Origin of the sequence: Mucilaginibacter boryungensis, assembly GCF_015221995.1 — a bacterium.
GTDB lineage: Bacteria > Bacteroidota > Bacteroidia > Sphingobacteriales > Sphingobacteriaceae > Mucilaginibacter > Mucilaginibacter boryungensis.
Map to the genome: position 1 here is coordinate 722,625 of NZ_JADFFM010000002.1, position 24,314 is coordinate 746,938.

The 24,314-nt window shown below is 40.7% G+C and carries 17 protein-coding genes and 5 tRNA genes; all 22 read right to left on the reverse strand.

Annotated features, from left to right (window positions below; all coding sequences use genetic code 11):
- Nucleotides 1-49: 49 nt before the first annotated feature.
- Complete coding sequence (locus IRJ18_RS16110; RefSeq protein WP_194107336.1) at nucleotides 50-2,503, reverse strand: GumC family protein; 2,454 nt, start codon at nucleotides 2,501-2,503, stop codon at nucleotides 50-52.
- 2 nt (nucleotides 2,504-2,505) lie between these two features.
- Nucleotides 2,506-3,318 (reverse strand): polysaccharide biosynthesis/export family protein, encoded by an 813-nt coding sequence (locus IRJ18_RS16115; RefSeq protein WP_194107337.1) that lies wholly within the window; start codon nucleotides 3,316-3,318, stop codon nucleotides 2,506-2,508.
- A gap of 404 nt (nucleotides 3,319-3,722) precedes the next feature.
- Nucleotides 3,723-4,034 (reverse strand): DUF3467 domain-containing protein, encoded by a 312-nt coding sequence (locus IRJ18_RS16120; RefSeq protein ID WP_194107338.1) that lies wholly within the window; start codon nucleotides 4,032-4,034, stop codon nucleotides 3,723-3,725.
- Nucleotides 4,035-4,264: 230 nt separating this feature from the next.
- Complete coding sequence (gene rpoC / locus IRJ18_RS16125; protein ID WP_194107339.1) at nucleotides 4,265-8,554, reverse strand: DNA-directed RNA polymerase subunit beta'; 4,290 nt, start codon at nucleotides 8,552-8,554, stop codon at nucleotides 4,265-4,267.
- 99 nt (nucleotides 8,555-8,653) lie between these two features.
- A complete protein-coding gene (gene rpoB, locus IRJ18_RS16130) occupies nucleotides 8,654-12,457 on the reverse strand; it encodes a DNA-directed RNA polymerase subunit beta (RefSeq protein ID WP_194107340.1) in 3,804 nt (1,267 codons plus the stop codon).
- Between the two features lie 149 nt (nucleotides 12,458-12,606).
- Entirely contained in the window at nucleotides 12,607-12,987 is a 381-nt protein-coding gene (gene rplL / locus IRJ18_RS16135; protein WP_194107341.1) for a 50S ribosomal protein L7/L12, read from the reverse strand.
- Between the two features lie 61 nt (nucleotides 12,988-13,048).
- On the reverse strand, nucleotides 13,049-13,570 hold the full coding sequence (gene rplJ / locus IRJ18_RS16140) for a 50S ribosomal protein L10 (RefSeq protein ID WP_194107342.1): 522 nt from the start codon (nucleotides 13,568-13,570) through the stop codon (nucleotides 13,049-13,051).
- Nucleotides 13,571-13,572: 2 nt separating this feature from the next.
- Nucleotides 13,573-14,271, reverse strand: a complete 699-nt coding sequence (gene rplA, locus IRJ18_RS16145) for a 50S ribosomal protein L1 (protein WP_194107343.1) — start codon at nucleotides 14,269-14,271, stop codon at nucleotides 13,573-13,575.
- A gap of 102 nt (nucleotides 14,272-14,373) precedes the next feature.
- Nucleotides 14,374-14,814: a 50S ribosomal protein L11 gene (rplK, locus tag IRJ18_RS16150; RefSeq protein ID WP_194107344.1), complete on the reverse strand. Its 441-nt coding sequence runs from the start codon at nucleotides 14,812-14,814 to the stop codon at nucleotides 14,374-14,376.
- 171 nt (nucleotides 14,815-14,985) lie between these two features.
- Nucleotides 14,986-15,528 (reverse strand): transcription termination/antitermination protein NusG, encoded by a 543-nt coding sequence (gene nusG, locus IRJ18_RS16155; protein WP_194107345.1) that lies wholly within the window; start codon nucleotides 15,526-15,528, stop codon nucleotides 14,986-14,988.
- Nucleotides 15,529-15,540: 12 nt separating this feature from the next.
- Nucleotides 15,541-15,735 carry a preprotein translocase subunit SecE gene (secE, locus tag IRJ18_RS16160; protein WP_194107346.1) on the reverse strand — a complete coding sequence of 65 codons (195 nt, stop codon included), beginning with the start codon at nucleotides 15,733-15,735 and terminating at the stop codon, nucleotides 15,541-15,543.
- A 22-nt stretch (nucleotides 15,736-15,757) separates the two neighbouring features.
- Nucleotides 15,758-15,828, reverse strand: a tRNA-Trp gene (locus tag IRJ18_RS16165).
- Between the two features lie 130 nt (nucleotides 15,829-15,958).
- Nucleotides 15,959-17,146 (reverse strand): elongation factor Tu, encoded by a 1,188-nt coding sequence (gene tuf, locus IRJ18_RS16170; RefSeq protein WP_194107347.1) that lies wholly within the window; start codon nucleotides 17,144-17,146, stop codon nucleotides 15,959-15,961.
- A 60-nt stretch (nucleotides 17,147-17,206) separates the two neighbouring features.
- A tRNA-Thr gene (locus IRJ18_RS16175) sits at nucleotides 17,207-17,278 on the reverse strand.
- A 125-nt stretch (nucleotides 17,279-17,403) separates the two neighbouring features.
- Nucleotides 17,404-17,476, reverse strand: a tRNA-Gly gene (locus IRJ18_RS16180).
- Nucleotides 17,477-17,553: 77 nt separating this feature from the next.
- A tRNA-Tyr gene (locus IRJ18_RS16185) sits at nucleotides 17,554-17,634 on the reverse strand.
- A 76-nt stretch (nucleotides 17,635-17,710) separates the two neighbouring features.
- Nucleotides 17,711-17,783, reverse strand: a tRNA-Thr gene (locus tag IRJ18_RS16190).
- A 174-nt stretch (nucleotides 17,784-17,957) separates the two neighbouring features.
- Complete coding sequence (hpf, locus tag IRJ18_RS16195; RefSeq protein WP_194107348.1) at nucleotides 17,958-18,305, reverse strand: ribosome hibernation-promoting factor, HPF/YfiA family; 348 nt, start codon at nucleotides 18,303-18,305, stop codon at nucleotides 17,958-17,960.
- 17 nt (nucleotides 18,306-18,322) lie between these two features.
- A complete protein-coding gene (locus tag IRJ18_RS16200; protein WP_194107349.1) occupies nucleotides 18,323-19,207 on the reverse strand; it encodes a tyrosine-type recombinase/integrase in 885 nt (294 codons plus the stop codon).
- Between the two features lie 86 nt (nucleotides 19,208-19,293).
- Nucleotides 19,294-19,485, reverse strand: a complete 192-nt coding sequence (rpsU, locus tag IRJ18_RS16205) for a 30S ribosomal protein S21 (protein WP_194107350.1) — start codon at nucleotides 19,483-19,485, stop codon at nucleotides 19,294-19,296.
- A gap of 397 nt (nucleotides 19,486-19,882) precedes the next feature.
- A complete protein-coding gene (locus tag IRJ18_RS21230; protein ID WP_194107351.1) occupies nucleotides 19,883-23,008 on the reverse strand; it encodes a PAS domain S-box protein in 3,126 nt (1,041 codons plus the stop codon).
- A gap of 11 nt (nucleotides 23,009-23,019) precedes the next feature.
- Complete coding sequence (locus IRJ18_RS16215; protein ID WP_194107352.1) at nucleotides 23,020-24,291, reverse strand: serine hydroxymethyltransferase; 1,272 nt, start codon at nucleotides 24,289-24,291, stop codon at nucleotides 23,020-23,022.
- Nucleotides 24,292-24,314 lie beyond the last annotated feature (23 nt).

Below are 24,314 nucleotides of genomic sequence, written 5' to 3' on the forward strand. Positions count from 1 at the left end.
TATGGTGTAAGGCGCCTAATTTATTATGCTATAGTTTATATAGCATTTATTATTTGCCAAACAATTCCTTTGCTTTAGTAATGAAACTTGATTTTTTCTTTACGGTATCGTAATACCCGCTGTCGCTGCCATAGCCTCCGTAACCATAACCATAGCCATAGCCATAACCATAACCGTAGCCATAACCGCTATAACCGCCTGATTTCTGAGTAATATCGTTAACCACAATGTAAGATTTCCTTACCTTCTTTGAACGGGTTAATTCGTTTATGATATTAAGCTGGGTTTTAAATGTATATCGCTGACGCACTATATATAAACAAACATCAGCAAACTTTTCTATCAACAAAGCATCAGCAACAAGGCCAACCGGCGCCGTATCTATTATAATGTAGTCAAAAGTTTTTTTCAGTTCAGTGATCATCGCATCTAACTTATTATTTAATAACAATTCTGCCGGGTTTGGCGGGATGTTACCTGCCGATATCAAAAACGAGTTTTCATTTAAATAAATAGGCTGGATAATTGAATCCAGTGTCATGGTATTTGAAATAATATAGTTGGTAAAACCATTTTTATGGTCCATACCTATATTTGCCGATAGCTTAGGTTTACGCAAATCCAGCTCTATAAAAACAACCTTTTTACCACTTATAGCTAATGCGTTACCTATGTTTAATGATATAAATGATTTACCCTCACCGCTCATACTTGAAGTTACTAATATCACATTGGGCTTATTAGGGTCAACAAGGTATTGCAGGTTTGTACGCAAACTCCTAAACTGTTCTGATATAATTGAACGGGATTTATTATCAACCACAACACTTTTATAGTCATCATTGTGGTTTATTTCCCCAACAATGGCTATGCTTGTTCCTTTTGTAAGGTCCATCTTAGTAACTATCCTGGTATTAAGCATTTCTCTTAAGCTAAGGAAAGACAGTGGCAACAATACGCCTGCAACTAATCCAGCGAGGTAAATCATACCTTTTTTAGGTGTAAAGGGATACAAATCGCTTTTAGCAGGATCGATAATTTGCGAGGTAGAAAATGTTGAAGTTTTGCTAATTGCTGTTTCTTCACGCTTTTCAAGTAAATACAGGTATAGTTGTTGTTTAACAGATTGTTGGCGTGAATAATCAAGATAAATCCGCTCTTTTTGCGGCACACTACTTATCTCATTAGATATTTTTCCATTTCCTTTAGTTAATTCATTTTTGCTTAATAGCAAGTTTCTTCTGTATTCAGCAAAACTTTTAACTATGCTTTGCCTAACATTTTCTATTTGCTGATCCAGATTTTTTATCACCGGATTGTTATCAGTGAAAGAAAGCCCCTGCCTGTCGCGCTCTATCAATAATTGATTATAGCCCTGTATAGCCGCGGCAAAAACAGGATCGGGAAGTGTTAAGGAATTTGGAATAATACGCCTGTTATTCGGGTTTGATATATATTTCGAAATATCATTGGCAATTGCAAGCTGTATTTCTATATCATTTAGCTTTTTGTAAAAATCTGTTGAGTTAGTAATAAGCGCCTTAGATTGCTCATCAATATCTGCTAATTGATTATCCTTTTTAAATTGTTCTATCTTTTTTTCAATGCCCGACAGTTCACCAGTAACACCCGCTAGCCGGTTGTCTATAAACGATAGTGTACTATCGGCAATTTTAACTTTATCATCAAGGTTATTTCGCAGGTACAGATCCATCAAGGTGTTAAGTATTTTCTCACCTTTTAATGATAACGGATAATTTAACGTTAAATTGACAACAGTACTTTGCTTACTGGAAAGTTCGGCATCAAAATTTGCCCTTAATTCTTCAACTGACTGATCTACCGAGTTTATATAAAGAACATATCCCCTGGGTTCAAGATATAAAGTTGGATCGTTTTTAAACTTCAGGGATATTTCATATTGAGGTAGTTTTATTACCTGGCCATATTTGGCTATAATATCTATATCGTCTTTCTTATCAACAAAATGAAAACTTTTATTATTTACATCTGTTATTACATAGCTTTTTGTTATTAGCGAATCTGATTTATAGTTTACATTCACTTCAAAAGGAATAAACTCATCGTCTGTCTCAAGCGCCCTTATCGATCCTTTACCGCCGACCTTAACATTTAAGTGTAGTTTTTTCACCACGCTTTCCATTAATTGCCTCGACTTGATAATCTCTATTTCATTTTCTGCATTATTAGTGGTACCCAATAAAGAAGACAGGTCAGCGTCGGCCAGCAGTCCTTTACCACCCTTAGGCGAACTTTTATCGTCTTTTACCAATATTTTACTATTAATCTTAAAACCGACAGGGGCAAATTTGATGTATAATAAAGATAAAAATGTGCAAAAAACAATACCTATAAGAAACAAATACCAATTAGATATTATCCTATCAAATATTTCTTTTAAATCGTTTGTATCTTTAGTTACGGTGTTCTCTGAAGGCAGCTCGTTAAACGGATCGTTTTCAGTAATATTATTGTTAGACATAGTTATTTTATTCTGGTAATTAAAACAATAAGTACTGTTAACGCCGACGTTACGATGGTAATATTACGAGCCTGAGAGGCGTCGCTACCAGTAATTTTAGTTTTAGCCGGCTCGATATATATTTCATCGTTTTGCTGCAGATAAAAATAAGATGATTTTAAAACAGACGAATTATTAATATTTAAGCGCACGGCAAGTGTTGTACCATCATCCTTACGGCGCAGTAATAAAATATTATCCCTACGGCCGTATATTGTTAAGTCTCCAGCATAACCCAGTGCATCTAACAAACTCACTTTCTCATTGGGTACAGTAAATGTGCCGGGCTTTTGAACCTCGCCTAAAACTGTGATACGAAAATTTGCATATCTTACAATTACGGTTGGATTTTTATAAAAATTTTCCGCCCTTTTGGTAACCAGATCTTTAGCTTGAGCTGTGTTAAGCCCCGCCAGCATAATATCACCCAATACAGGAATAGTCACAATACCTTTTTTATTAACCAGATAGCCATAAATAGCAGCTTGATTACCAGTTATTGCATTTGATGACACAATAGACGTTGTTGAATTTATGGTTTGATTATTAACACTATTAATTGTTGTACCCGCCAAAGGGTCAACAGTTTGTATAGCTATATAAAGAATATCATCAGATTGGATAACAGGTTCTTTGTATATGGCTTCAGCTATATTAGTTGATTTTGTAGTATCAGGTATATCTTCAAAATACTTATAGTTTTTTAATGAGCTGCATGAAAACATGCTGATTGAAAGAATACTGATTACGAAAACAAAAAAGAAAGTTTTTCTCATAATTAAAATATGAAACAAATTATCGAAACAAAAATAATTGTATAATTAATATTATTATTTTATTGAAAATTTATAAAATTACTGATTCCATTTTTGTTTTGATGATGATTTCAGATAATCTTTTATAATAAATAAAAACCCCACAAGTATTATAAATATGGGCCATAGGTGAAGTATATCAGAAAAATTTTGTAAAAAATCAAAAGATAGGTCGAAAGAATATATACAGGTAATTACCCCTAAAATCATTAAAGCTACTCCAATCAGTTTTGAACTGCTATCGCCATTTTTTTTTGATCTATTGTTAGATGCCCTGTGGCTTCGGCTCCGGCTTTTATTCTTATCACTACGGGTGACGCTCATAATTATAATAAATATTAGTAGCTATTAAACTATTGATCTAATTATGCCTGCCCCATTGTTCCACCAAAATTCATCGGGAAACCAGCAGGTTCGGTCTGTATTTTTATACGGCCATTTACAGCTTCAAATTTTTCAATATTATCTTCAAGCGCGGTTAATAACCGTTTCGCATGTTCGGGGGTTAAAATAATACGCGATTTAACCTTGGCCTTGGGTACGCCAGGCATCACTCTAATAAAATCCAGCACAAATTCTGAATTCGAATGGGTAATAATAGCCAGGTTTGAATATATGCCTTCAGCCACTTCCTCTGAAAGTTCAATATTCAATTGGTTCTCGTTCTGCTCTTCCATTTATTTAATATATAATTAACCGTCCCTAATTTACGGGTTTATTTCTAATACCGTTTTATTTTCGGCATAGATTTTCCAACTTACAAAATACTTAACAGGTAGGATATAGTGTAGTGAGGCAGGGCAAAGATACCCTTGCATTATGCCATTTCAGGGCAGTAATCCCTATAAACAGCAAAACCTTCCATAAAAATGGAAGGTTTTGCAAAAGTAATAAAATATTTGAGATATTATGCCTCTACTTCTTCAGTTTTAGAAGCCATCAGGCGATCAAATTCTTCCTGAGAACCTACGCGGATATTGTCGTATACGCGTAAACCAGTTCCCGATGGAATTAAGTGCCCTACAATAACATTCTCTTTCAGGCCAAGCATGTTGTCTTTTTTACCTGCTATAGCAGCCTCGTTCAGTACTTTGGTAGTTTCCTGGAACGATGCAGCCGAGATAAACGACTTGGTACCTAACGATGCCCTGGTGATACCTTGCAATATAGGGCTTGATGTAGCAGGGATAGCATCCCTAACTTCCACCAACTTCATATCCTTACGTTTCAGCATCGAATTTTCATCGCGCAATTTACGTAACGATACGATCTGACCTTGTTTCAACGAAGTAGAATCACCCGGTTCAACAACTACCTTTTTATCAAAGATCTCGTCATTCTCCATCATAAAGTCCCAACCATCAACAGCTTCGCGCTCTAAGAAACGGGTATCTCCCGGATCCTCTATCGATACTTTCTGCATCATCTGGTGAACAATAACCTCGAAGTGTTTATCGTTGATCTTCACACCCTGTAAACGGTAAACTTCCTGTATACCATTCACCAGGTACTCTTGCACCGCAGCAGGGCCTTTAATAGCCAGGATATCGGCAGGAGAGATAGAACCATCAGACAGTGGCATACCGGCTTTCACAAAGTCATTATCCTGTACCAGGATGTGCTTAGAAAGTGGCACCAGGTATTTTTTAACCTGTCCGTCGCGCGATTCGATCGTCATTTCACGATTACCACGTTTCACACCACCTAAGGTTACTACACCATCAATCTCAGTCACTACTGCCGGGTTTGATGGGTTACGTGCTTCAAACAACTCGGTTACACGTGGTAAACCACCGGTGATATCCCGGGTTTTACCAGTTGAACGAGGGATCTTAGCAATAACCTGTCCGGTTTGTACCTTCTCGTTCTCATCAACCGCAATGTGCGCCCCAACAGGGATGTTGTATCCTTTTATCAGGTTACCTTTGTTATCGGTAATCTGAATAACAGGGTTCTTAGTTTTATCACGGGTATCGATAATTACTTTTTCGCGGTGACCGGTTTGCTCGTCGCTTTCTTCGCGGAAGGTAATACCCTCCAATACGGCGTCGAACTGTGCCACACCAGCAAATTCAGAGATAATAACCGCATTGTACGGATCCCATGAACAGATCTTATCGCCACGTTTTATCTTACTGCCGTCTTTTACATAAAGGTATGCGCCGTAAGGGATATTGTTGGTTACAATTACCTTATTAGTGCCTTCCTCTACAATACGGAACTCGCCCGAACGGCCTAATACTACTTCAACTTTACCATCTTCAGCTGTCTCAAATTCAACGGTACGTACGTTCTCAAATTCTATGATACCGTCGTATTTAGCATTGATCTGAGATTCGGCCGCGATGTTAGAAGCGGTACCACCCACGTGGAATGTACGCAGTGTTAACTGTGTTCCCGGCTCACCAATTGATTGTGCAGCAATTACACCCACAGCTTCGCCGCGCTGAACGCGTTTGCCGCTGGCCAGGTTACGACCGTAGCAAAGCGCACAAACACCACGTTTGCTTTCGCAGGTTAATACCGAACGAATCTCGATACCCTCTAATGGAGAGTTTTCGATGTTTTTAGCAATCTCTTCAGTAATATCTTCACCCGCATTTACTAATAATTCGCCGGTGATAGGATCGTGAACGTCATGCAATGATGTACGGCCCAAAATACGGTCATATAATGGTTCAACAATGTCCTCATTATCTTTAAGGGCAGTGGTGAATATACCACGTAAAGTACCGCAATCTGTTTCGCCAACAATCATATCCTGCGCAACGTCATGTAAACGACGGGTCAGGTAACCAGCATCCGCTGTTTTCAAAGCCGTATCCGCCAAACCTTTACGTGCACCGTGGGTTGAAATAAAGTACTCTAATACCGACAAACCTTCTTTAAAGTTTGAAAGGATCGGGTTCTCAATAATTTCACCACCTGAACCTGATTTCTGAGGCTTCGCCATCAAACCACGCATACCTGCCAGCTGACGGATCTGTTCTTTAGAACCACGCGCGCCCGAATCAAGCATCATGTAAACAGAGTTGAAGCCCTGGTTATCTGTACTTAGTATCTCCATCACGTTTGCTGTCAAACGGTTGTTGATACGTGTCCAAATATCGATGATCTGATTGTAACGCTCGTTATTAGTAATGAAACCCATATTATAGTTATTCATTACTTCTTCCACTTCTTTCGAAGCTTGTTCTATCAGGGTTACTTTTTGTGCCGGGATATTGATATCCTTCAGGTTAAATGATAAACCACCCTGGAATGCCATTTTGAAACCTAATTCCTTAATATCATCAAGGAATTGTGCTGCACGGGCCATACCGGTGTTTTTCACTACCTCGCCAATAATATCACGCAGTGATTTCTTGGTCAGCAATTCGTTTATATAACCTACTTCTTCAGGCACGTGCTGATTAAACAGTACGCGGCCTACAGTAGTTTCTATTAGCTTGTTAACAATGCTGCCGTCTTTTTCTTTCACGTTAGCCTTCACTTTAATGAAAGCGTGCAGATCAAGTTTTTTCTCATTGTAAGCAATGATAACTTCCTCTGCCGAGTAGAACGAAAGGTTTTCACCTTTAACCACACGGGTTGCATCGGTTTTGCGGCCTTTAGTAATATAGTAAAGACCCAACACCATGTCCTGAGAAGGTACTGTAATTGGGGTACCGTTAGCAGGGTTCAAAATGTTGTGCGATGCCAGCATCAAAATTTGGGCTTCCAAAATTGCCGCGTTACCAAGTGGTACGTGCACAGCCATCTGGTCACCGTCAAAGTCGGCGTTGAACGCGGTACAGGTTAACGGGTGCAATTGGATAGCTTTACCTTCAACCAGTTTCGGCTGGAACGATTGGATACCCAACCTGTGCAGCGTAGGCGCACGGTTTAATAATATCGGGTGCCCTTTTAATACATTTTCCAAAATGTCCCAAACTAATGGGTCCTTACGGTCAACTATTTTCTTGGCCGATTTTACTGTTTTAACCACACCACGCTCAATCATTTTGCGGATGATAAATGGTTTAAACAACTCGGCAGCCATATCTTTCGGCAAACCGCACTCGTGCAGTTTAAGGTTAGGGCCTACAACAATTACCGAACGTGCCGAATAATCCACACGTTTACCCAGTAAGTTTTGACGGAAACGGCCTTGCTTACCTTTCAGGATGTCTGAAAGCGATTTCAATGCACGGTTACCTTCAGTTTTTACAGCGTTAACTTTACGTGAATTATCGAATAACGAATCCACAGCTTCCTGCAGCATACGTTTTTCGTTACGTAAAATTACTTCCGGTGCTTTAATCTCTATCAAACGTTTTAAACGGTTGTTACGGATAATTACACGGCGGTAAAGGTCGTTCAAATCTGAAGTAGCGAAACGGCCACCTTCCAGTGGTACTAACGGACGTAATTCAGGAGGTATAACCGGAACGATCTTAACGATCATCCACTCAGGGTTATTCTCGATACGTGTTTTAGCATCACGGAAAGCTTCAACAACCTGCAGGCGTTTTAACGCCTCGTTTTTACGTTGCTGAGAGGTTTCGTTTGCAGCCTGGTGGCGCAAATCGTATGATAACTGGTCAAGGTCAAGGCGTTTCAGCAATTCTTCTAATGCTTCGGCACCCATTTTGGCCACAAATTTTTGCGGGTCCTTATCGTCCAGGTATTGGTTTTCTTTTGGCAGGGTATCCAATACGTCCAGGTATTCTTCCTCAGTAAGGAAATCCATAGCGTTGATACCGTCAGCCTCTTTAACACCGGCTTGTATTACTACATAACGCTCGTAGTAAATAATAAGGTCAAGCTTTTTGGTTGGTAAACCTAAAAGGTAACCTATTTTATTTGGCAACGAACGGAAATACCAGATATGCGCAACAGGCACCACCAAGTTGATGTGGCCCATACGCTCGCGACGTACTTTCTTCTCGGTTACTTCAACACCGCAACGGTCGCACACGATACCCTTGTAACGGATACGTTTGTACTTACCGCAATGGCACTCGTAGTCTTTTACCGGACCGAATATACGCTCGCAAAATAAACCATCACGCTCGGGCTTGTAGGTCCGGTAGTTAATGGTTTCTGGTTTTAAAACCTCACCGCTTGAACGCTCAAGGATAGACTCCGGAGAGGCTAAACTGATAGTAATGGTGGTGAAATTACTTTTTATTTTATTATCCTTTTTGTAAGACATAGTCTCCTTTTGTTTTAATTATTGAAGGACTGAATTGCGAATTATTGAATGTTATATGAGGGATTGAATCAATAACTCAATCCCTCACTAATCAATAATTTATTCTAAAGTGATATCCAAACCTAAGCCTCTTAATTCGTGAACCAATACGTTGAATGATTCAGGAACTGAAGGTGTTGGCAGGTTTTCACCCTTAACAATAGCTTCGTATGTTTTGGCACGGCCAATAACGTCGTCAGATTTCACAGTTAAGATCTCCTGCAGGATGTTAGCTGCACCAAATGCCTCTAACGCCCAAACTTCCATCTCACCAAAACGCTGACCACCAAACTGTGCCTTACCACCCAATGGCTGTTGTGTGATAAGCGAGTACGGACCGATTGAACGGGCGTGCATCTTATCATCAACCATGTGGCCCAGTTTCAACATATAGATAATACCTACAGTAGTTTGCTGATCGAAACGCTCACCGGTTAAACCGTTGTATAAGTAAGTACGGCCCGACTCTGGTACGCCTGCTTTAGCAATCCACTCCTCTACTTGTTCGTGCGTAGCACCATCAAAAATAGGAGTAGCGAATTTAACGCCCAGTTCTTTACCAGCCCAGCCTAATACGGTTTCGTAGATCTGTCCAAGGTTCATACGCGAAGGTACACCCAGCGGGTTCAACACAATATCAACCGGTGTACCGTCTTCCAGGAATGGCATATCCTCATCGCGAACGATGCGGGCAACAATACCTTTGTTACCGTGGCGGCCGGCCATTTTATCACCTACTTTAAGCTTACGCTTTTTAGCAATGTAAACCTTAGCCATTTGTACAATACCCGATGGCAGCTCATCACCTACGCTGATAGCGAACTTATCACGACGGTAAGCACCCAGTTCCTCGTTCAGCTTAATATTGAAGTTGTGCAGCAGGGTTTTTATCTGATCGTTTTTATCCTCGTCAGTTGTCCACTTGGTTGGGTTAATGTTTTCATAAGGTAATTCAACCAAAATCTTTTGGGTGAATTTAACACCTTTAGCCACCAACAATTCTTTGTACACGTTAAACACACCTTGCGATGTTTTGCCGTTAACAATTTCGAACAGTTTTTCAACCAGTGTATTTTTCAGTTCTTTAACTGCTTTGTCGTGTTTGGTATCCAGTTTCTCGATCAATGCCTTTTCTTCAGCTTTTGAAGTCTTTTTAGCACGGCTGAATAACTTGGTATCAATAACTACACCGGCAATTGAAGGAGGAGTTTTTAAAGACGCATCTTTAACATCGCCTGCTTTATCACCAAATATGGCACGTAACAGTTTTTCTTCCGGTGAAGGATCTGATTCACCTTTTGGAGTGATCTTACCTATCAGGATATCACCTTCTTTAACCTCGGCACCTACACGGATGATACCGTCTTCGTCAAGGTCTTTAGTAGCTTCTTCTGATACGTTAGGGATATCCGGTGTCAATTCCTCTTCACCACGTTTAGTATCACGCACTTCAAGTTCAAATTCCTCGATGTGCAACGATGTAAATATATCCTGCGATACAACCCGCTCAGAAATTACAATCGCATCCTCAAAGTTATAACCTTGCCAAGGCATAAATGCCACTTTAAGGTTACGGCCTAAGGCCAATTCGCCATCCTGTGTTGCATAACCTTCGCAAAGCACTTGTCCTTTTTCAACTTTCTGGCCTTTTTTAACAATAGGCTTCAGGTTCATGGTAGTACTTTGGTTGGTTTTCTTAAACTTGGTCAGCTGGTATGTTTTGGTGTCGCCATCAAATGATACCAATCTGTCCATATCGTTACGGATATAACGGATCTTTATCTCGTTAGCATCAACATACTCAACCACACCATCACCTTCAGCGTTTATCAGTGTGCGCGAATCCTTAGCCACACGGCCTTCCAGCCCTGTACCTACAATTGGCGCTTCCGGACGCAATAATGGCACGGCCTGGCGTTGCATGTTCGATCCCATCAGGGCACGGTTAGCATCATCATGTTCCAGGAACGGAATTAACGAGGCCGCGATAGAAGTGATCTGGTTTGGTGCAACGTCCATGTAATCCAGTTTCTCCGGTTCAATTACCGGGAAGTCACCTTCATAACGTGCTTTTACGCGTGGGTTTTCAAATACACCTTTATCATCATAGTAAGCATTAGCCTGACCGATGGTTTTGCCATCTTCATCCTCTGCCGACAGATAAATTACTTCTTCTTCAACTTTAACTTTACCTTCAACCACACGCTTGTACGGGGTTTCGATGAAACCTAAGTTGTTGATCTTCGCGTGAACGCAAAGAGAGGAGATCAAACCAATGTTCGGTCCTTCCGGTGTTTCAATGGTACATAACCTACCGTAGTGGGTGTAGTGTACGTCACGAACCTCGAAACCGGCACGCTCACGCGACAGACCACCTGGCCCTAAGGCTGACAGACGACGCTTGTGCGTGATCTCTGCCAGTGGGTTGGTTTGGTCCATGAACTGAGACAACTGGTTGGTACCGAAGAACGAGTTGATAACCGATGATAATGTACGCGCGTTGATCAGGTCGGTTGGTGTAAACACCTCGTTGTCACGGATGTTCATACGCTCGCGGATGGTACGTGCCATACGCGCTAAACCTACACCAAACTGTGCATATAACTGCTCGCCAACCGTACGTACACGACGGTTTGACAAGTGATCGATATCATCCACCTCGGCTTTAGAGTTGATCAACTTGATCAGGTATTTAACAATGGCAATAATATCCTGCTTTGTTAATACTTTGATATCGTTTGATGTCTCCATCTTCAGCTTACGGTTAATGCGGTAGCGGCCCACATCACCCAGGTCATATCTTTTATCCGAGAAGAATAAACGATCGATGATACCACGTGCAGTTTCCTCATCAGGTGGTTCAGCGTTACGTAGCTGGCGGTAGATATGCTCAACCGCTTCTTTCTCAGAGTTTGAAGTATCCTTTTGTAAGGTATTATATATAATAGTATAATCACCGCTGGTTGATGAGTCTTCCTTGTTCAGGATAACTGTTTTCACGCCAGCGTCGATGATCATATCAATGTGATCGTCTTCAAGTACGGTTTCACGCTCCAGGATGATCTCGTTACGGTCGATAGAAACAACCTCACCGGTATCTTCATCCACAAAGTCTTCCACCCATTTTTTCAATACCCTTGCAGCAAGCTTACGGCCAATAAATTTCTTTAAGCCACTTTTGCTAACTTTCACCTCGTCGGCCAGTTCAAACAATTCAAGGATATCTTTATCCGAATCGTAACCAATGGCACGTAATAACGTGGTAACAGGGAATTTCTTTTTACGGTCAATGTAAGCATACATTACGTTGTTAACGTCTGTAGCAAACTCGATCCATGAACCCTTGAACGGGATAACACGGGCCGAATACAATTTTGTACCGTTAGTGTGACGGCTTTGGCCAAAGAATACGCCTGGCGAACGGTGCAATTGCGATACAATTACACGCTCGGCGCCATTGATAACAAAAGTACCTTTAGGTGTCATGTATGGGATAGTTCCCAGGTACACGTCCTGTACAATTGTTTCAAAATCCTCGTGCTCCTCATCATTACATGATAGGCGCAACTTGGCTTTTAAAGGCACACTGTAAGTTAGGCCGCGCTCAATACACTCTTGTATATCGTAACGTGGCGGATCAATAAAATAGTCAAGAAACTCTAAAACGAAGATGTTTCTTGAATCGGAAATCGGAAAGTTTTCAGCAAACACTTTAAACAACCCTTCTTTATAACGGTTGTCTGAAGTAGTTTCCAGTTGGAAAAATTCCCTGAAAGATTGCAACTGCACATCCAGAAAGTCAGGGTAATCAATTACGTGCCTGCTGGTTGCAAAGTTTACTCTTTGATTATTTTTGTTTGCCAAGGGACTATAGTTTTAATTTTATAAACTTCTACTTGTTTGATTAAAGTTTTTCCTGAACTTCAAACAAAAATGGGTACAATATAAATAGCAATAGACCCCGACCAAAACAAGGTCGGAGTCTTTATGCTTTTAGGTGCTATTGGGCTAAATTACTTAACCTCAACTACAGCTCCTGCTTCTTCTAATTGTTTTTTCAAGCTTTCTGCTTCTTCTTTAGAAACACCAGCTTTCAATTCTTTAGGTGCGCCGTCAACTAAGTCTTTAGCCTCTTTCAAGCCTAAGCCTGTTAAGTCTTTAACAAGTTTAACTACTGCTAACTTCTGACCACCTGCTTCTTTCAGGATCACGTCAAATGAAGTTTTTTCTTCAGCAGCAGCAGGTGCATCGCCACCAGCAGCAGGTGCAGCAACAGCTACAGCCGCAGCAGCAGGCTCAATACCATACTCGTCTTTTAAGATTTGAGCTAATTCGTTAACTTCTTTTACTGTCAAGTTTACTAATTGATCAGCAAACGCTTTTAAATCCGCCATTTTATTTAAATTTTTACTTTAATGCTTTTGTTTTAAATCCGAACTTTAATTAGGTGTCCGATTAACCTCTTTCTTGTAATGTTTTAACAATACCTGCAAGTTTGCCACCGCTTGATTGAAGCGCTGATATAACGTTTTTAGCAGGTGATTGCAGTAATCCGATGATCTCGCCAACCAGTTCCTCTTTCGATTTCAGGTTAGTTAACACATCCAGCTGGTTATCGCCAATGAAAACTGCCGAGTCGATATATGCGGCTTTAATAACCGGTTTTTCGCTACCAGCTTTCCTCAGTTGTTTAATCAGCTTTGCCGGGGCAGTTGCCGATTTTGAGAAAAGGATAGTTGATGAACCTTTAAGCACGTCATAAATCTGACCGTAATCGCCACCTGTAGCTTGCATAGCTTTTTCAATTAAGCTGTTTTTTGCTACCTGGATAGTGATATCGCTTTCAAAGCATTTACGGCGGATGTTGTTAATTTTAGCAACCGTAAGGTTTGAAGTATCGGTAATATAAAAATTACCATATTCCTTCATCTGTTCAGTAAGGGCAAGAACAAGTTCGTGTTTTTCTTCTTTATTCATGATTAGATCCCCGCTACTGTTTTAGTTTCAACCTGGATGCCCGGAGACATGGTTGAAGAAATATGGATACTTTTAAAATATGTTCCTTTAGCTGCTGAAGGTTTTAATTTTGAAATTACTTGTAGAACTTCTAAAGCGTTTTCATAAATTTTATCAGCAGGGAAAGATACTTTTCCTATTGAAGCATGGATGATACCGGTTTTATCAACCTTGAAATCGATTTTACCGCCTTTTACATCGGTTACAGCCTTCCCAACATCTGGGGTTACTGTGCCCGATTTAGGGTTAGGCATAAGGTTACGCGGGCCTAAAATACGACCCAAACGACCAACCTTGGCCATAACACTTGGCATAGTGATGATAATATCAACGTCAGTCCATCCGCCTTCAATTTTGGCAATGTAATCATCCAAACCTACGTAATCTGCACCTGCGTCTTTAGCTTCTTGTTCCTTTTCAGGCGTACAAAGCACCAGAACACGTACAGTTTTACCGGTTCCATGAGGTAATGTTGCAATACCACGTACCATTTGATTGGCTTTACGCGGATCAACACCTAAACGAACATCAATATCTACCGATGAATCGAACTTAGTGTTGGTGATATCCTTTACCAGGCTTGTTGCATCCTGCAATGAATATGCTTTATTAGCCTCAATTTTGGAGAGTGCCACTTTTTGATTTTTTGTTAATCTTGCCACTGTCTTAAACTGATTTGTGTTTGTTAATTAATTCTGACTTGAGATTTGAGATATAAGATTTGAGATATAAATCCGAATCAAACATCCGAAACCCGAAATCAATTAGTTCCAGGGAGCCGTACCTGATACGGTTATTCCCATACTGCGAGCAGTACCTGCAACCATTTTCATGGCCGATTCTACTGTAAATGCATTTAAATCAGGCATTTTATCTTTGGCAATAGTTTCTACCTGATCCCAGGTTACTTTCGCAACCTTTTTCCGGTTTGGCTCTGCCGACCCGCTTTTTAAACCTGAGGCCTCCAATAACTGGATAGCAACAGGAGGGGTTTTAATGATAAAATCGAATGACTTGTCAACATACACAGTAATTAGCACAGGTAACACTTTGCCAGGTTTATCCTGGGTACGTGCATTAAACTGCTTGCAAAATTCCATAATGTTCACCCCTTTAGCACCCAATGCTGGGCCAATTGGAGGTGATGGGTTTGCAGCGCCGCCTTTTACCTGCAGCTTCACCATCGCACCGACTTCTTTTGCCATTTTACTTTAATTATTTAATACTCAATGTTAGTAGTGGAAGCTATGTAACATTTATCTTTTGATGTCGGATTTTGGATTCAATTTCTGATCATCCTGCTATCGTCTATCTATATTTTAATATTCTAAATTCAAAAAATCCGAAATCGTAATTCCGAACTCTGAAATAAAGAACTATTCTTTCTCTACCTGCATGTAATTCAATTCAAGCGGCGTACGGCGCCCGAAAATCTTTACCATTACCTTTAGTTTCTTTTTCTCTTCGTTAACCTCTTCAATTACGCCGCTAAAGCCGTTAAATGGCCCGTCCATTACTTTTACGGCTTCGCCAACATAGTAAGGCACGTTCATGGTTTCGCCTTGCGCGCTCATCTCATCAACCTTACCCAAAATGCGGTTAACTTCAGCCTGGCGCAACGGGATAGCATTACCTGCTTTATCACCTAAAAAGCCAATTACACTGTTCACATTCTTTATAATGTGCTCCAGCTCGCCATCTAAGGCCGCTTCCATTAGTACATAGCCCGGGAAAAAATTACGCTCCTTAGCAATCTTTTTACCGTCGCGCATTTGGTAATATTTTTCGGTAGGTATTAATACCTGTGGTACTAAATGCGATATACCCAAGCGGTTAACTTCGGCATCTATATATTGTTTTACCTTTTTTTCTTTACCGCTGATGGCGCGTACTACGTACCATTTTAAATTTTCACTCATCTTTATTATAAATTAAGCAAGTGAACTATAAAAATGCCTTAACACGTAGCTGATTACCCAGTCCATACCAAAAATAACCAGGGCAATAATCAAAGCGGCAATTACCACCAGCACCGCACTGTTTTGCAGTTCGCGCCAGGTAGGCCAGGTTACCTTTTGGGTTAACTCTATGTATGATTCTTTAATGTACTCAACTACTGCAGCCATTGTTTATATCTCTTTATAAATGCACGGGAACAAGGATTCGAACCCTGATCAAAGGTTTTGGAGACCTCTATTCTACCGTTGAACTATTCCCGTTTGTAACCCTAAATCCGTAAACGGACTTATTGTACTTATTTAATATTAACAAAGTACTTAGGTTAAAAACCTAAGTACTTTGCTTATAAATTAACCTTAACCTTGTTCCCCTTTCGGGGTTAGGGGGTTCTTATTTTAAGATTTCAGTTACCTGACCGGCACCTACTGTGCGACCACCTTCGCGGATAGCGAAACGTAAACCTTTTTCCATCGCGATAGCGTTGATAAGTTTTACGGTGATGGTAACGTTATCACCAGGCATAACCATCTCGATACCTTCAGCCAAGGTGATTTCACCTGTAACGTCTGTTGTACGGAAATAGAATTGCGGACGGTATTTGTTGAAGAATGGAGTATGACGGCCACCTTCTGCTTTTGATAATACGTAAACTTCTGCTTTGAAATCGGTATGCGGGGTTACTGAACCTGGTTTGCAAATAACCATACCACGACGGATATCAGTTTTTTCAATACCACGTAACAATAAACCTACGTTGTCACCAGCTTCGCCACGGTCAAGGATCTTACGGAACATCTCAACACCAGTTACGGTTGATTTTAAGTTCTCGGCACCCATACCCAGGATATCCACAGGATCGCCAGAGTTGATTACACCACGCTCGATACGGCCAGTTGCAACAGTACCACGACCAGTGATCGAGAATACGTCTTCTACCGGCATAAGGAACGGAAGATCTGTCAAACGCGGAGGGATTGGGATGTAGCTATCAACAGCATCCATCAATTCCATAATTTTTCCAACCCATTTCGGATCAGCATTTAAGCCACCCAAAGCAGAACCCTGGATTACTGGAATATCATCACCTGGGAAATCATAGAATGAAAGTAGTTCACGGATCTCCATTTCTACTAATTCTAATAATTCCGGATCATCAACCATGTCAACTTTATTCATGAACACAACCAATGAAGGCACACCTACCTGGCGGGCTAAAAGAATGTGCTCGCGAGTTTGAGGCATTGGACCGTCAGTTGCAGCAACAACGATAATTGCACCATCCATCTGAGCAGCACCTGTAACCATGTTTTTCACATAATCCGCGTGACCTGGACAGTCAACGTGTGCGTAGTGACGGTTTTTAGTTGAATACTCAACGTGAGCGGTGTTAATGGTAATACCACGCTCTTTTTCTTCCGGAGCAGAGTCAATAGATTCGAATGAACGAGCTTCTGAAAAACCTGCGTCAGATAACACTTTAGTAATAGCCGCGGTAAGGGTTGTTTTACCGTGGTCAACGTGACCGATCGTACCGATGTTTAAGTGCGGCTTACTGCGGTCAAACTTTTCTTTTGCCATGATTTATTATTGTTTGTAGGTTAATTTATATTCTTAATTATTATTACGTTTTTAACGTTGAGCCAACAATGGGATTTGAACCCATGACCTCTTCCTTACCAAGGAAGTGCTCTACCCCTGAGCTACGTCGGCTTATTTTTTGATTTCGGATTTCGGATTTGCGATTTCGGGTTTTTAAATCCTGCCATCCACACATCCATTCCTCTATCCTTTTTCTAAGTCCGAAATCGAAAATCCGAAATCCGACATTAGCAATGAGCGGAAGACGAGGTTCGAACTCGCGACCTATAGCTTGGAAGGCTATCGCTCTACCAACTGAGCTACTTCCGCAAAGTAGTTTACAGTTATGAGTAATAAGCTTCCAGTTAAAAACTGTAGACTCAGAACTCAAAACTGCCAACTTAAAGTGGGGGGAGAAGGATTCGAACCTTCGTAGCCGAAGCAACGGATTTACAGTCCGTCCCATTTGACCGCTCTGGTATCCCCCCAGAGTTTATCCCGAAAGCCGAAATGTCAAATTCGAAATAATTTCGCATTTAAAACCCGTACTTCGAATTTAAACAGAGCCTCCTATCGGGATCGAACCAATGACCTACTGATTACAAGTCAGTCGCTCTACCAGCTGAGCTAAGGAGGCATAAACTTTTCTTTTTAAAGAACCACCCCTTCTTATTGTGCCAACCTTAATTAACACCCTTCCGAAAGGGACTGCAAATCTACAAAAAAATAAGGCTGTGCAAAATTTTTTTCCAAAAAAAATCGGCAGGTGTTTTACCTGCCGATTTTTGTTCTTTTTTAACTCGTGCTTTTATTAAAATTCTTCCTCTGTTGCAGCCAAAACGGCTTTTTTGGCAACTTCGGCTGCTATAGTTTTCTTTTGCTTATGTTTATCAATTTGTTTCCTAAGGCTTTCAAGGGCCAAATCGGTGGCCTCCTCAAACGTTTTGCATTGCTCTTTTGCAAACAACAGGTTACCCGGTAGCTGTATTTTTATTTCCGATATTTTGTTTGCTTCGTCTTCCACGTTCTCTAATTTTAAGTAGACTTCGCCGCTGATTATCTTATCATAAAACTGATCAAGCTTATCAGCTTTCTTCTGGATAAAATCTAATAACTTTCTGTCTGCTGTAAAATGAATTGATTGAACTGTGATCTTCATTGTTTCCTCCTCTTTTGTTACGCCTTTGGATGGGCTTGTTTATAAATAGACTTTAATCTCTCCACGGAGTTGTGGGTGTATACTTGCGTAGCGCTTAAGTTAGCATGGCCTAAAAGCTCTTTTATGGCATTCAGGTCGGCTCCTTTATTTAAAAGGCTGGTGGCAAATGTATGCCGCAGCACATGCGGGCTTCTTTTGTTTTGGGTTGATATTTCTGAAAGGTATCTGCGCACTATATTATAAATTAGTTTCGGATAAGCATTTGCCCCTTTATTGGTAACGACGAGTGTTAGGGAATTGTTATTAAATTTTTCACTTTTTTTTAATTCCAGGTATTCCGCTATTACACGCTTCAACTCTTTATTAATCGGGATGATCCGTTCTTTTTTACGCTTGCCTAAAACCTTAATAGTACCCTCGTATACATTAATATCCGTTTCCTTTAGCCCCACCAGTTCGGCCAGGCGTATGCCGGTACCAAACAGCATCTCCAGTATCAGTTTATCGCGGGTACCTTCAAAACCGGCATCAAAACCAGTATCCAACAAGTGGTCAAGCTTATCGGTTTCTACCACTACAGGCAATTTTTTAGGCGTTTTGGGTGTCTGTATTTTGGCGGTGGGATTGCTATCGATCACATCGCTTTGCAGTAAAAATTTAAAGTATTTGCGCAGCACGGCTGTTTTTCGGTTTACCGTGCGGGCTGTTATATCATTATCCATCATATCTACCATCCAGTTGCGGATGTGGTGATGGGTTATTTCGTTAGGATGGGTAATTGTTTGTTCGGGATGGTTAACGTGGGCAAAAAATTGCTCCAGGTCGGCTTTATAGGCGGAAACGGTGTGTGGCGAATACCGTTTTTCAAATTGCAAATAGGTAATGAACCGCTCTAAAAACATAAAAACTATTTATACATCCGGAGAATGAATGTACAAATAGTTTTTTTATATTTTTTCAGAAAAAGTGAAAATTCTTTTAACGGAACTTACAGCGTTTCTGCGTTCATGTTTTGTTTGTATATGGCGTGTTTGATCTCGTGCCTGCGGGCAACAGATTTTTTCTCGAAAGCCTGGCGTGAGCGGAGCTCGCGTAAGACACCTGTTTTCTCAAATTTCTTTTTAAAGCGTTTTAATGCTTTGTCTAATGATTCGCCGTCTTTTACGTTGATAATGATCATAATCCTAATATACCTCCTTTCAGGGACGGCAAATGTAAGTAATTGTTTTTGAATGTGAAAGGGTTGATCGCTATTTTTGGTTTTATCCCGATAATAGTAGTCCTTTCTATTCCCGTTTCCCCCAATTGGTATTAAATTATCATTTTATCAAGAATAAAAACTCAATTGGAAAGCAGCAATATTCAAGGCGTTGCCTACGGCCCACAAAATAAAGAAAGGGCGCACCAAATTAATGGTGGTTTTGTTAATGAAACCGGGGAAATTTGACCTGATCAAAAAAAATTAAATAATAATTAAAATTTATATAACCTTTTAAAAAGGTTTTCCGTAAAAGTACCCGGAGCGTTTAATTATAATTGGTTAAAGGCAGTGTTATTGAAAAATAACCTGCCTTTTTTTATTGCTTTTGATAGCGGCTTAATTTCTCGAAAAGCGTTTTCGGGTCAAATGGTTTCAGTATATAATCGTTCATACCCGCATCGCCAATCTGATCCATCTGGCTGTTTAGCATAGATGCGGTAAGGGCAATTATAGGTAATTGTTGAAAATAGGGTTGCTGTATGCCGCGGATAACCCCGGTAGCCTCAAGCCCACCCATTTCGGGCATATGTATATCCATCAACACAACATCGTAGTTCTGATTTTCTTTTACTTTATTTATTGCTTCCACACCATTCTCGGCAAAGTCTGCAGTGGCGCCCCATTTCTTTAATACTTTATTTATTAGCAACCTGTTAATCTGGTTATCATCAACCACAAGGGCATGAATTTTTAGTCCTTCTTCCACTTTATTATTTTTGTTTACCGAATGATCGATAGTTTTTTTAAACGTAACGGTGAACCAGAAAGTTGATCCTTGCCCCAATACACTATCCACATTAATGCGCGAGTCGTGCAAAGTTACCAATCGTTTACTTATTGCCAAACCCAAGCCTGTACCGCCATATTTTCGGGTGGTATCCGTATCCGCCTGTTTCCACAACTCAAATATAGTATTAATCTTGTCGCTTGCAATACCAATACCTGTATCGGTTACGGCAAAACGTATCCGTACATTTTCAGGTGTTTCCTCTATTAATTTCAGGTCAATAGTAACACCGCCCTTGTCGGTAAATTTAACAGCATTGCTGGCCAGGTTTAGCAATATTTGTATCAGTCGTGTGCTATCGCCAATCACAGTCTCAGGGACGCCTTTATCAATATGCGATTTTATATAGATATCTTTATCCTGAGCTTTAAACCGCATGGTTGAAACCACACCCTGCACCAATTCATGCAGCTTAACGTCGGCTCTTTCCAGTTGCACATTACCCGTCTCCATTTTAGTAAAGTCAAGCACGTCATTAATCAGCACCATCAGGTTATCGGCCGAGAATTTAAGAACGTTCAGGTTTTCCCTTTGCGATGGCAGCGGGTTATCTTTCAGTAATAAATGCGATATACCTATTACCGCGTTTAACGGTGTACGTATCTCGTGGCTCATTACCGATATGAACATTTCTTTCGTGCGGCCTAACTGCAGGGCTTCTTCTTTGGCTGCTATCAGTTCAAGTTCAGCCTTTTTCTTCGAGGTTATATCAATAATAACTTCAATATATTTTTCAACTTTACCGTTATTATTTTCAATTACAGAATTGATCACCGTAATCCATAACGGTTGCCCATCTTTACGGTACACCAGCAGGTCGACCTCAAAAGACTGCTTATTTTTTGATAACTCGCGCGATTTTTGGATAATGCCTACATCTGTAAGTTCGCCTTTCAAAACATCGCCCAGGTGATAGTTTTTAACATCGGCCAAAGTATAACCGGTAATACGTGTAAAGGCATCGTTCACCCATTCTATGTGGCCTTCACCATCGTTTATCACTACTCCGCTCATAGTATTGCTTGCTACTAGCGATAGCATCTCTATTTGCTGGTCTACTTTTTTACGTTCGGTAATATCAACTATTACGCCTATCTGCCGTTCAATATCCCCATTTTCATTAAACAGCGGGTTATTTGAAAGATATACCCAAATAGGCGTTTTATCTTTTTTATAGATCTTTATCTCAACTTCGTAAGGCTTTTGCTGACGGGTAAGTTCAACGGCTTTGTTAAACACATTCATATCCGTATCCTCGCCCAGTAAGGTGGTACCGAATATTTTGCCTTTCATTTCTTCCAGCGAGTAGCCGGTAATTTTTTCAAAGGCCTCGTTCATCCAGGTAACCCTGCCATCTTTATCGCGCACAAGGAACCCGCTTGGCGATTTTTTTGCAGCGAACGAAAGGATATTCAAATCGTTTTCTGCAATCTTCCGGTCGGTAATGTCAACCAGTATTTTAATATATTTCTCTACCTTCCCTTCATCGTCCAGTATAACCGAATTGATAAAGGATATCCATAGCAGCTTGCCTTTTTTAGTTTTTATCTGCAGGTCAATTTCAAATGGTTTTTTGGTTTTCAGCAGGCTATTTATTTTTTCTACAACAGCAGGGTCTTCATAATCACCTTTCAATATGGTGCTTAGCTGCTTATTATATACTTCATCTAAATCAAACCCGGTAATTTTTGTGAACGCCCTGTTTATCCAGACTGTATTATTATTTTCATCCATAATGGCCACGCCATTACTTATTCTACTGGCCACTAACGATAGTTGCTCCAGTTCGGCTAGCAATTTCTTCTGATAGGTGATATCGCGGCCACTGGTGTACCATTTGCCATCTTTTATACTAACCGACCAGCATATCCACCTGATGTCGCCATTACGGTTGGCTATCTCCGATTCGATTTCGGCAGAATGATATTTATCCGGTTCGTTTATAAGCTGTTCAAGCTTTGTAAGATCGATATGGCTATTAAAAAAATTCCATACGGGCATGCCAATAGCCTCTTCAGGGGCATAGCCTAATACAGGGGTAACCGCATTGTTTATCAGTTCTATTTTGTTTTCACTGTTAATTATGCAATGAATATCGGGCGAGTTATTAAAAAGGTTAAAGAACTCTTTATGCCGCAAAACAGTTTCTTCTAATTCTTTTTTTTGTTTCCGGATGGTAAGGTGGGAAATAACTTCACGGGCCAGTATCAGCAAAGCTTCACGCTGTTCTGGTGTTAAGTGGCGTGGTACAGAATCCAGCACACATAACGAACCTAGTTTAAATCCGTTTTCATCAATAAGGGGCGCACCGGCATAAAACCTGATACCGGGTTCGGCTATTACCGATTTGTGTTTGCTGAATTTTTTATCGGCCCGGGCATCCGGCACCTCCATTAGCGTATCTGTTTGAATAGTATAGTGGCAAAAGGAATCGGCCCTTGATGATTCCTGGTAGCCAGTCCCTATTTTAGACTTCACCCATTCCCTGTCACCATCTATCAGCGTAATTAATGCAATAGGCGCCTGGCAAATGTATGATGCTAAACGGGTTAGGGCATCATATTCCTGTTCAGGCGCACTATCTAAAATTTCGTATGATTTTAGTGCAGCAAGTCGCTTTTGCTCATAAGCAGTAATGGGGTAACTCTCTGCCACAATGCTTTTCTTTACTTATACAACGGAAATTTTTCCGTCAATGTGTGAACATGTTTACGTATCTTCTTTAGTGAATGTTCATCTTCGGGCGCATTAATTACGGCATCAATCAGTTCTACTATCTGTTCCATTTGCTTCTCTTTCATGCCGCGGGTAGTAACAGCCGCAGTACCCACACGTATACCCGATGTTACAAATGGCGATTTATCATCATAAGGCACCATGTTTTTATTTACGGTAATATCGGCATTTACCAAAGCATTCTCGGCTGCCTTGCCAGTTATATTTTTATTCCGCAGGTCTATCAGTATCAAATGGTTATCTGTACCGCCCGATACAATATCGTAGCCACGGGCAACTAATGCTTTAGCCATAGCTTCGCCATTCTTTTTTACCTGTAATATATATTTCATGTAGCTTTCGCTTAGTGCTTCGCCAAAGGCAACGGCCTTAGCGGCAATAATATGCTCTAATGGGCCACCTTGTGTACCAGGGAAAACCGCCATATCCAACACTGCCGACATCATTTTCACCTCGCCTTTTGGGGTTGTCTGTCCAAATGGATTTGGAAAGTCTTTCCCCATCATAATCATGCCCCCGCGTGGGCCACGTAGTGTTTTATGCGTGGTAGTTGTTACAATATGGCAATGTGGTAGTGGGTCTTTCAGTAATCCGCGGGCTATTAACCCCGCCGGGTGCGAAATATCAGCTAATACCAATGCCCCAATTTTATCGGCTACCTTACGGATAAATTCATAATCCCAATCGCGCGAGTAAGCTGAAGCGCCGCAGATGATCATTTTTGGTTTTTCTGCCAGGGCAACTTTCTTCAGTTGTTCATAGTCAATCAGCCCGGTATCCTTTTTAACCCCATAAAAGTGCGGCTGATATAACTTGCCCGAAAAATTTACCGGCGAACCATGGGTTAAGTGCCCGCCGTGAGAAAGGTCGAACCCTAATATTTTATCGCCAGGCTGTAAACAGGCCAGCATAACCGCGGCGTTAGCCTGCGCGCCACTATGCGGCTGCACGTTAACCCATTCGGCATTAAAAAGTTGTTTAGCCCGTTCAATAGCAATTGTTTCAATTTCGTCAACAATCTGGCAGCCGCCATAATAACGCTTGCCGGGTAAACCCTCGGCATATTTATTGGTTGCAACCGAACCCGCGGCTTCCATTACCTGTCTGCTCACAAAATTTTCTGAAGCTATCAGTTCCAGGCCTTCTTCCTGCCTGTCCTGTTCTTCATCTAACAATTCAAATATTAGTTTGTCTCTTTTCATATTATTATTAAAACGGGGCTAAT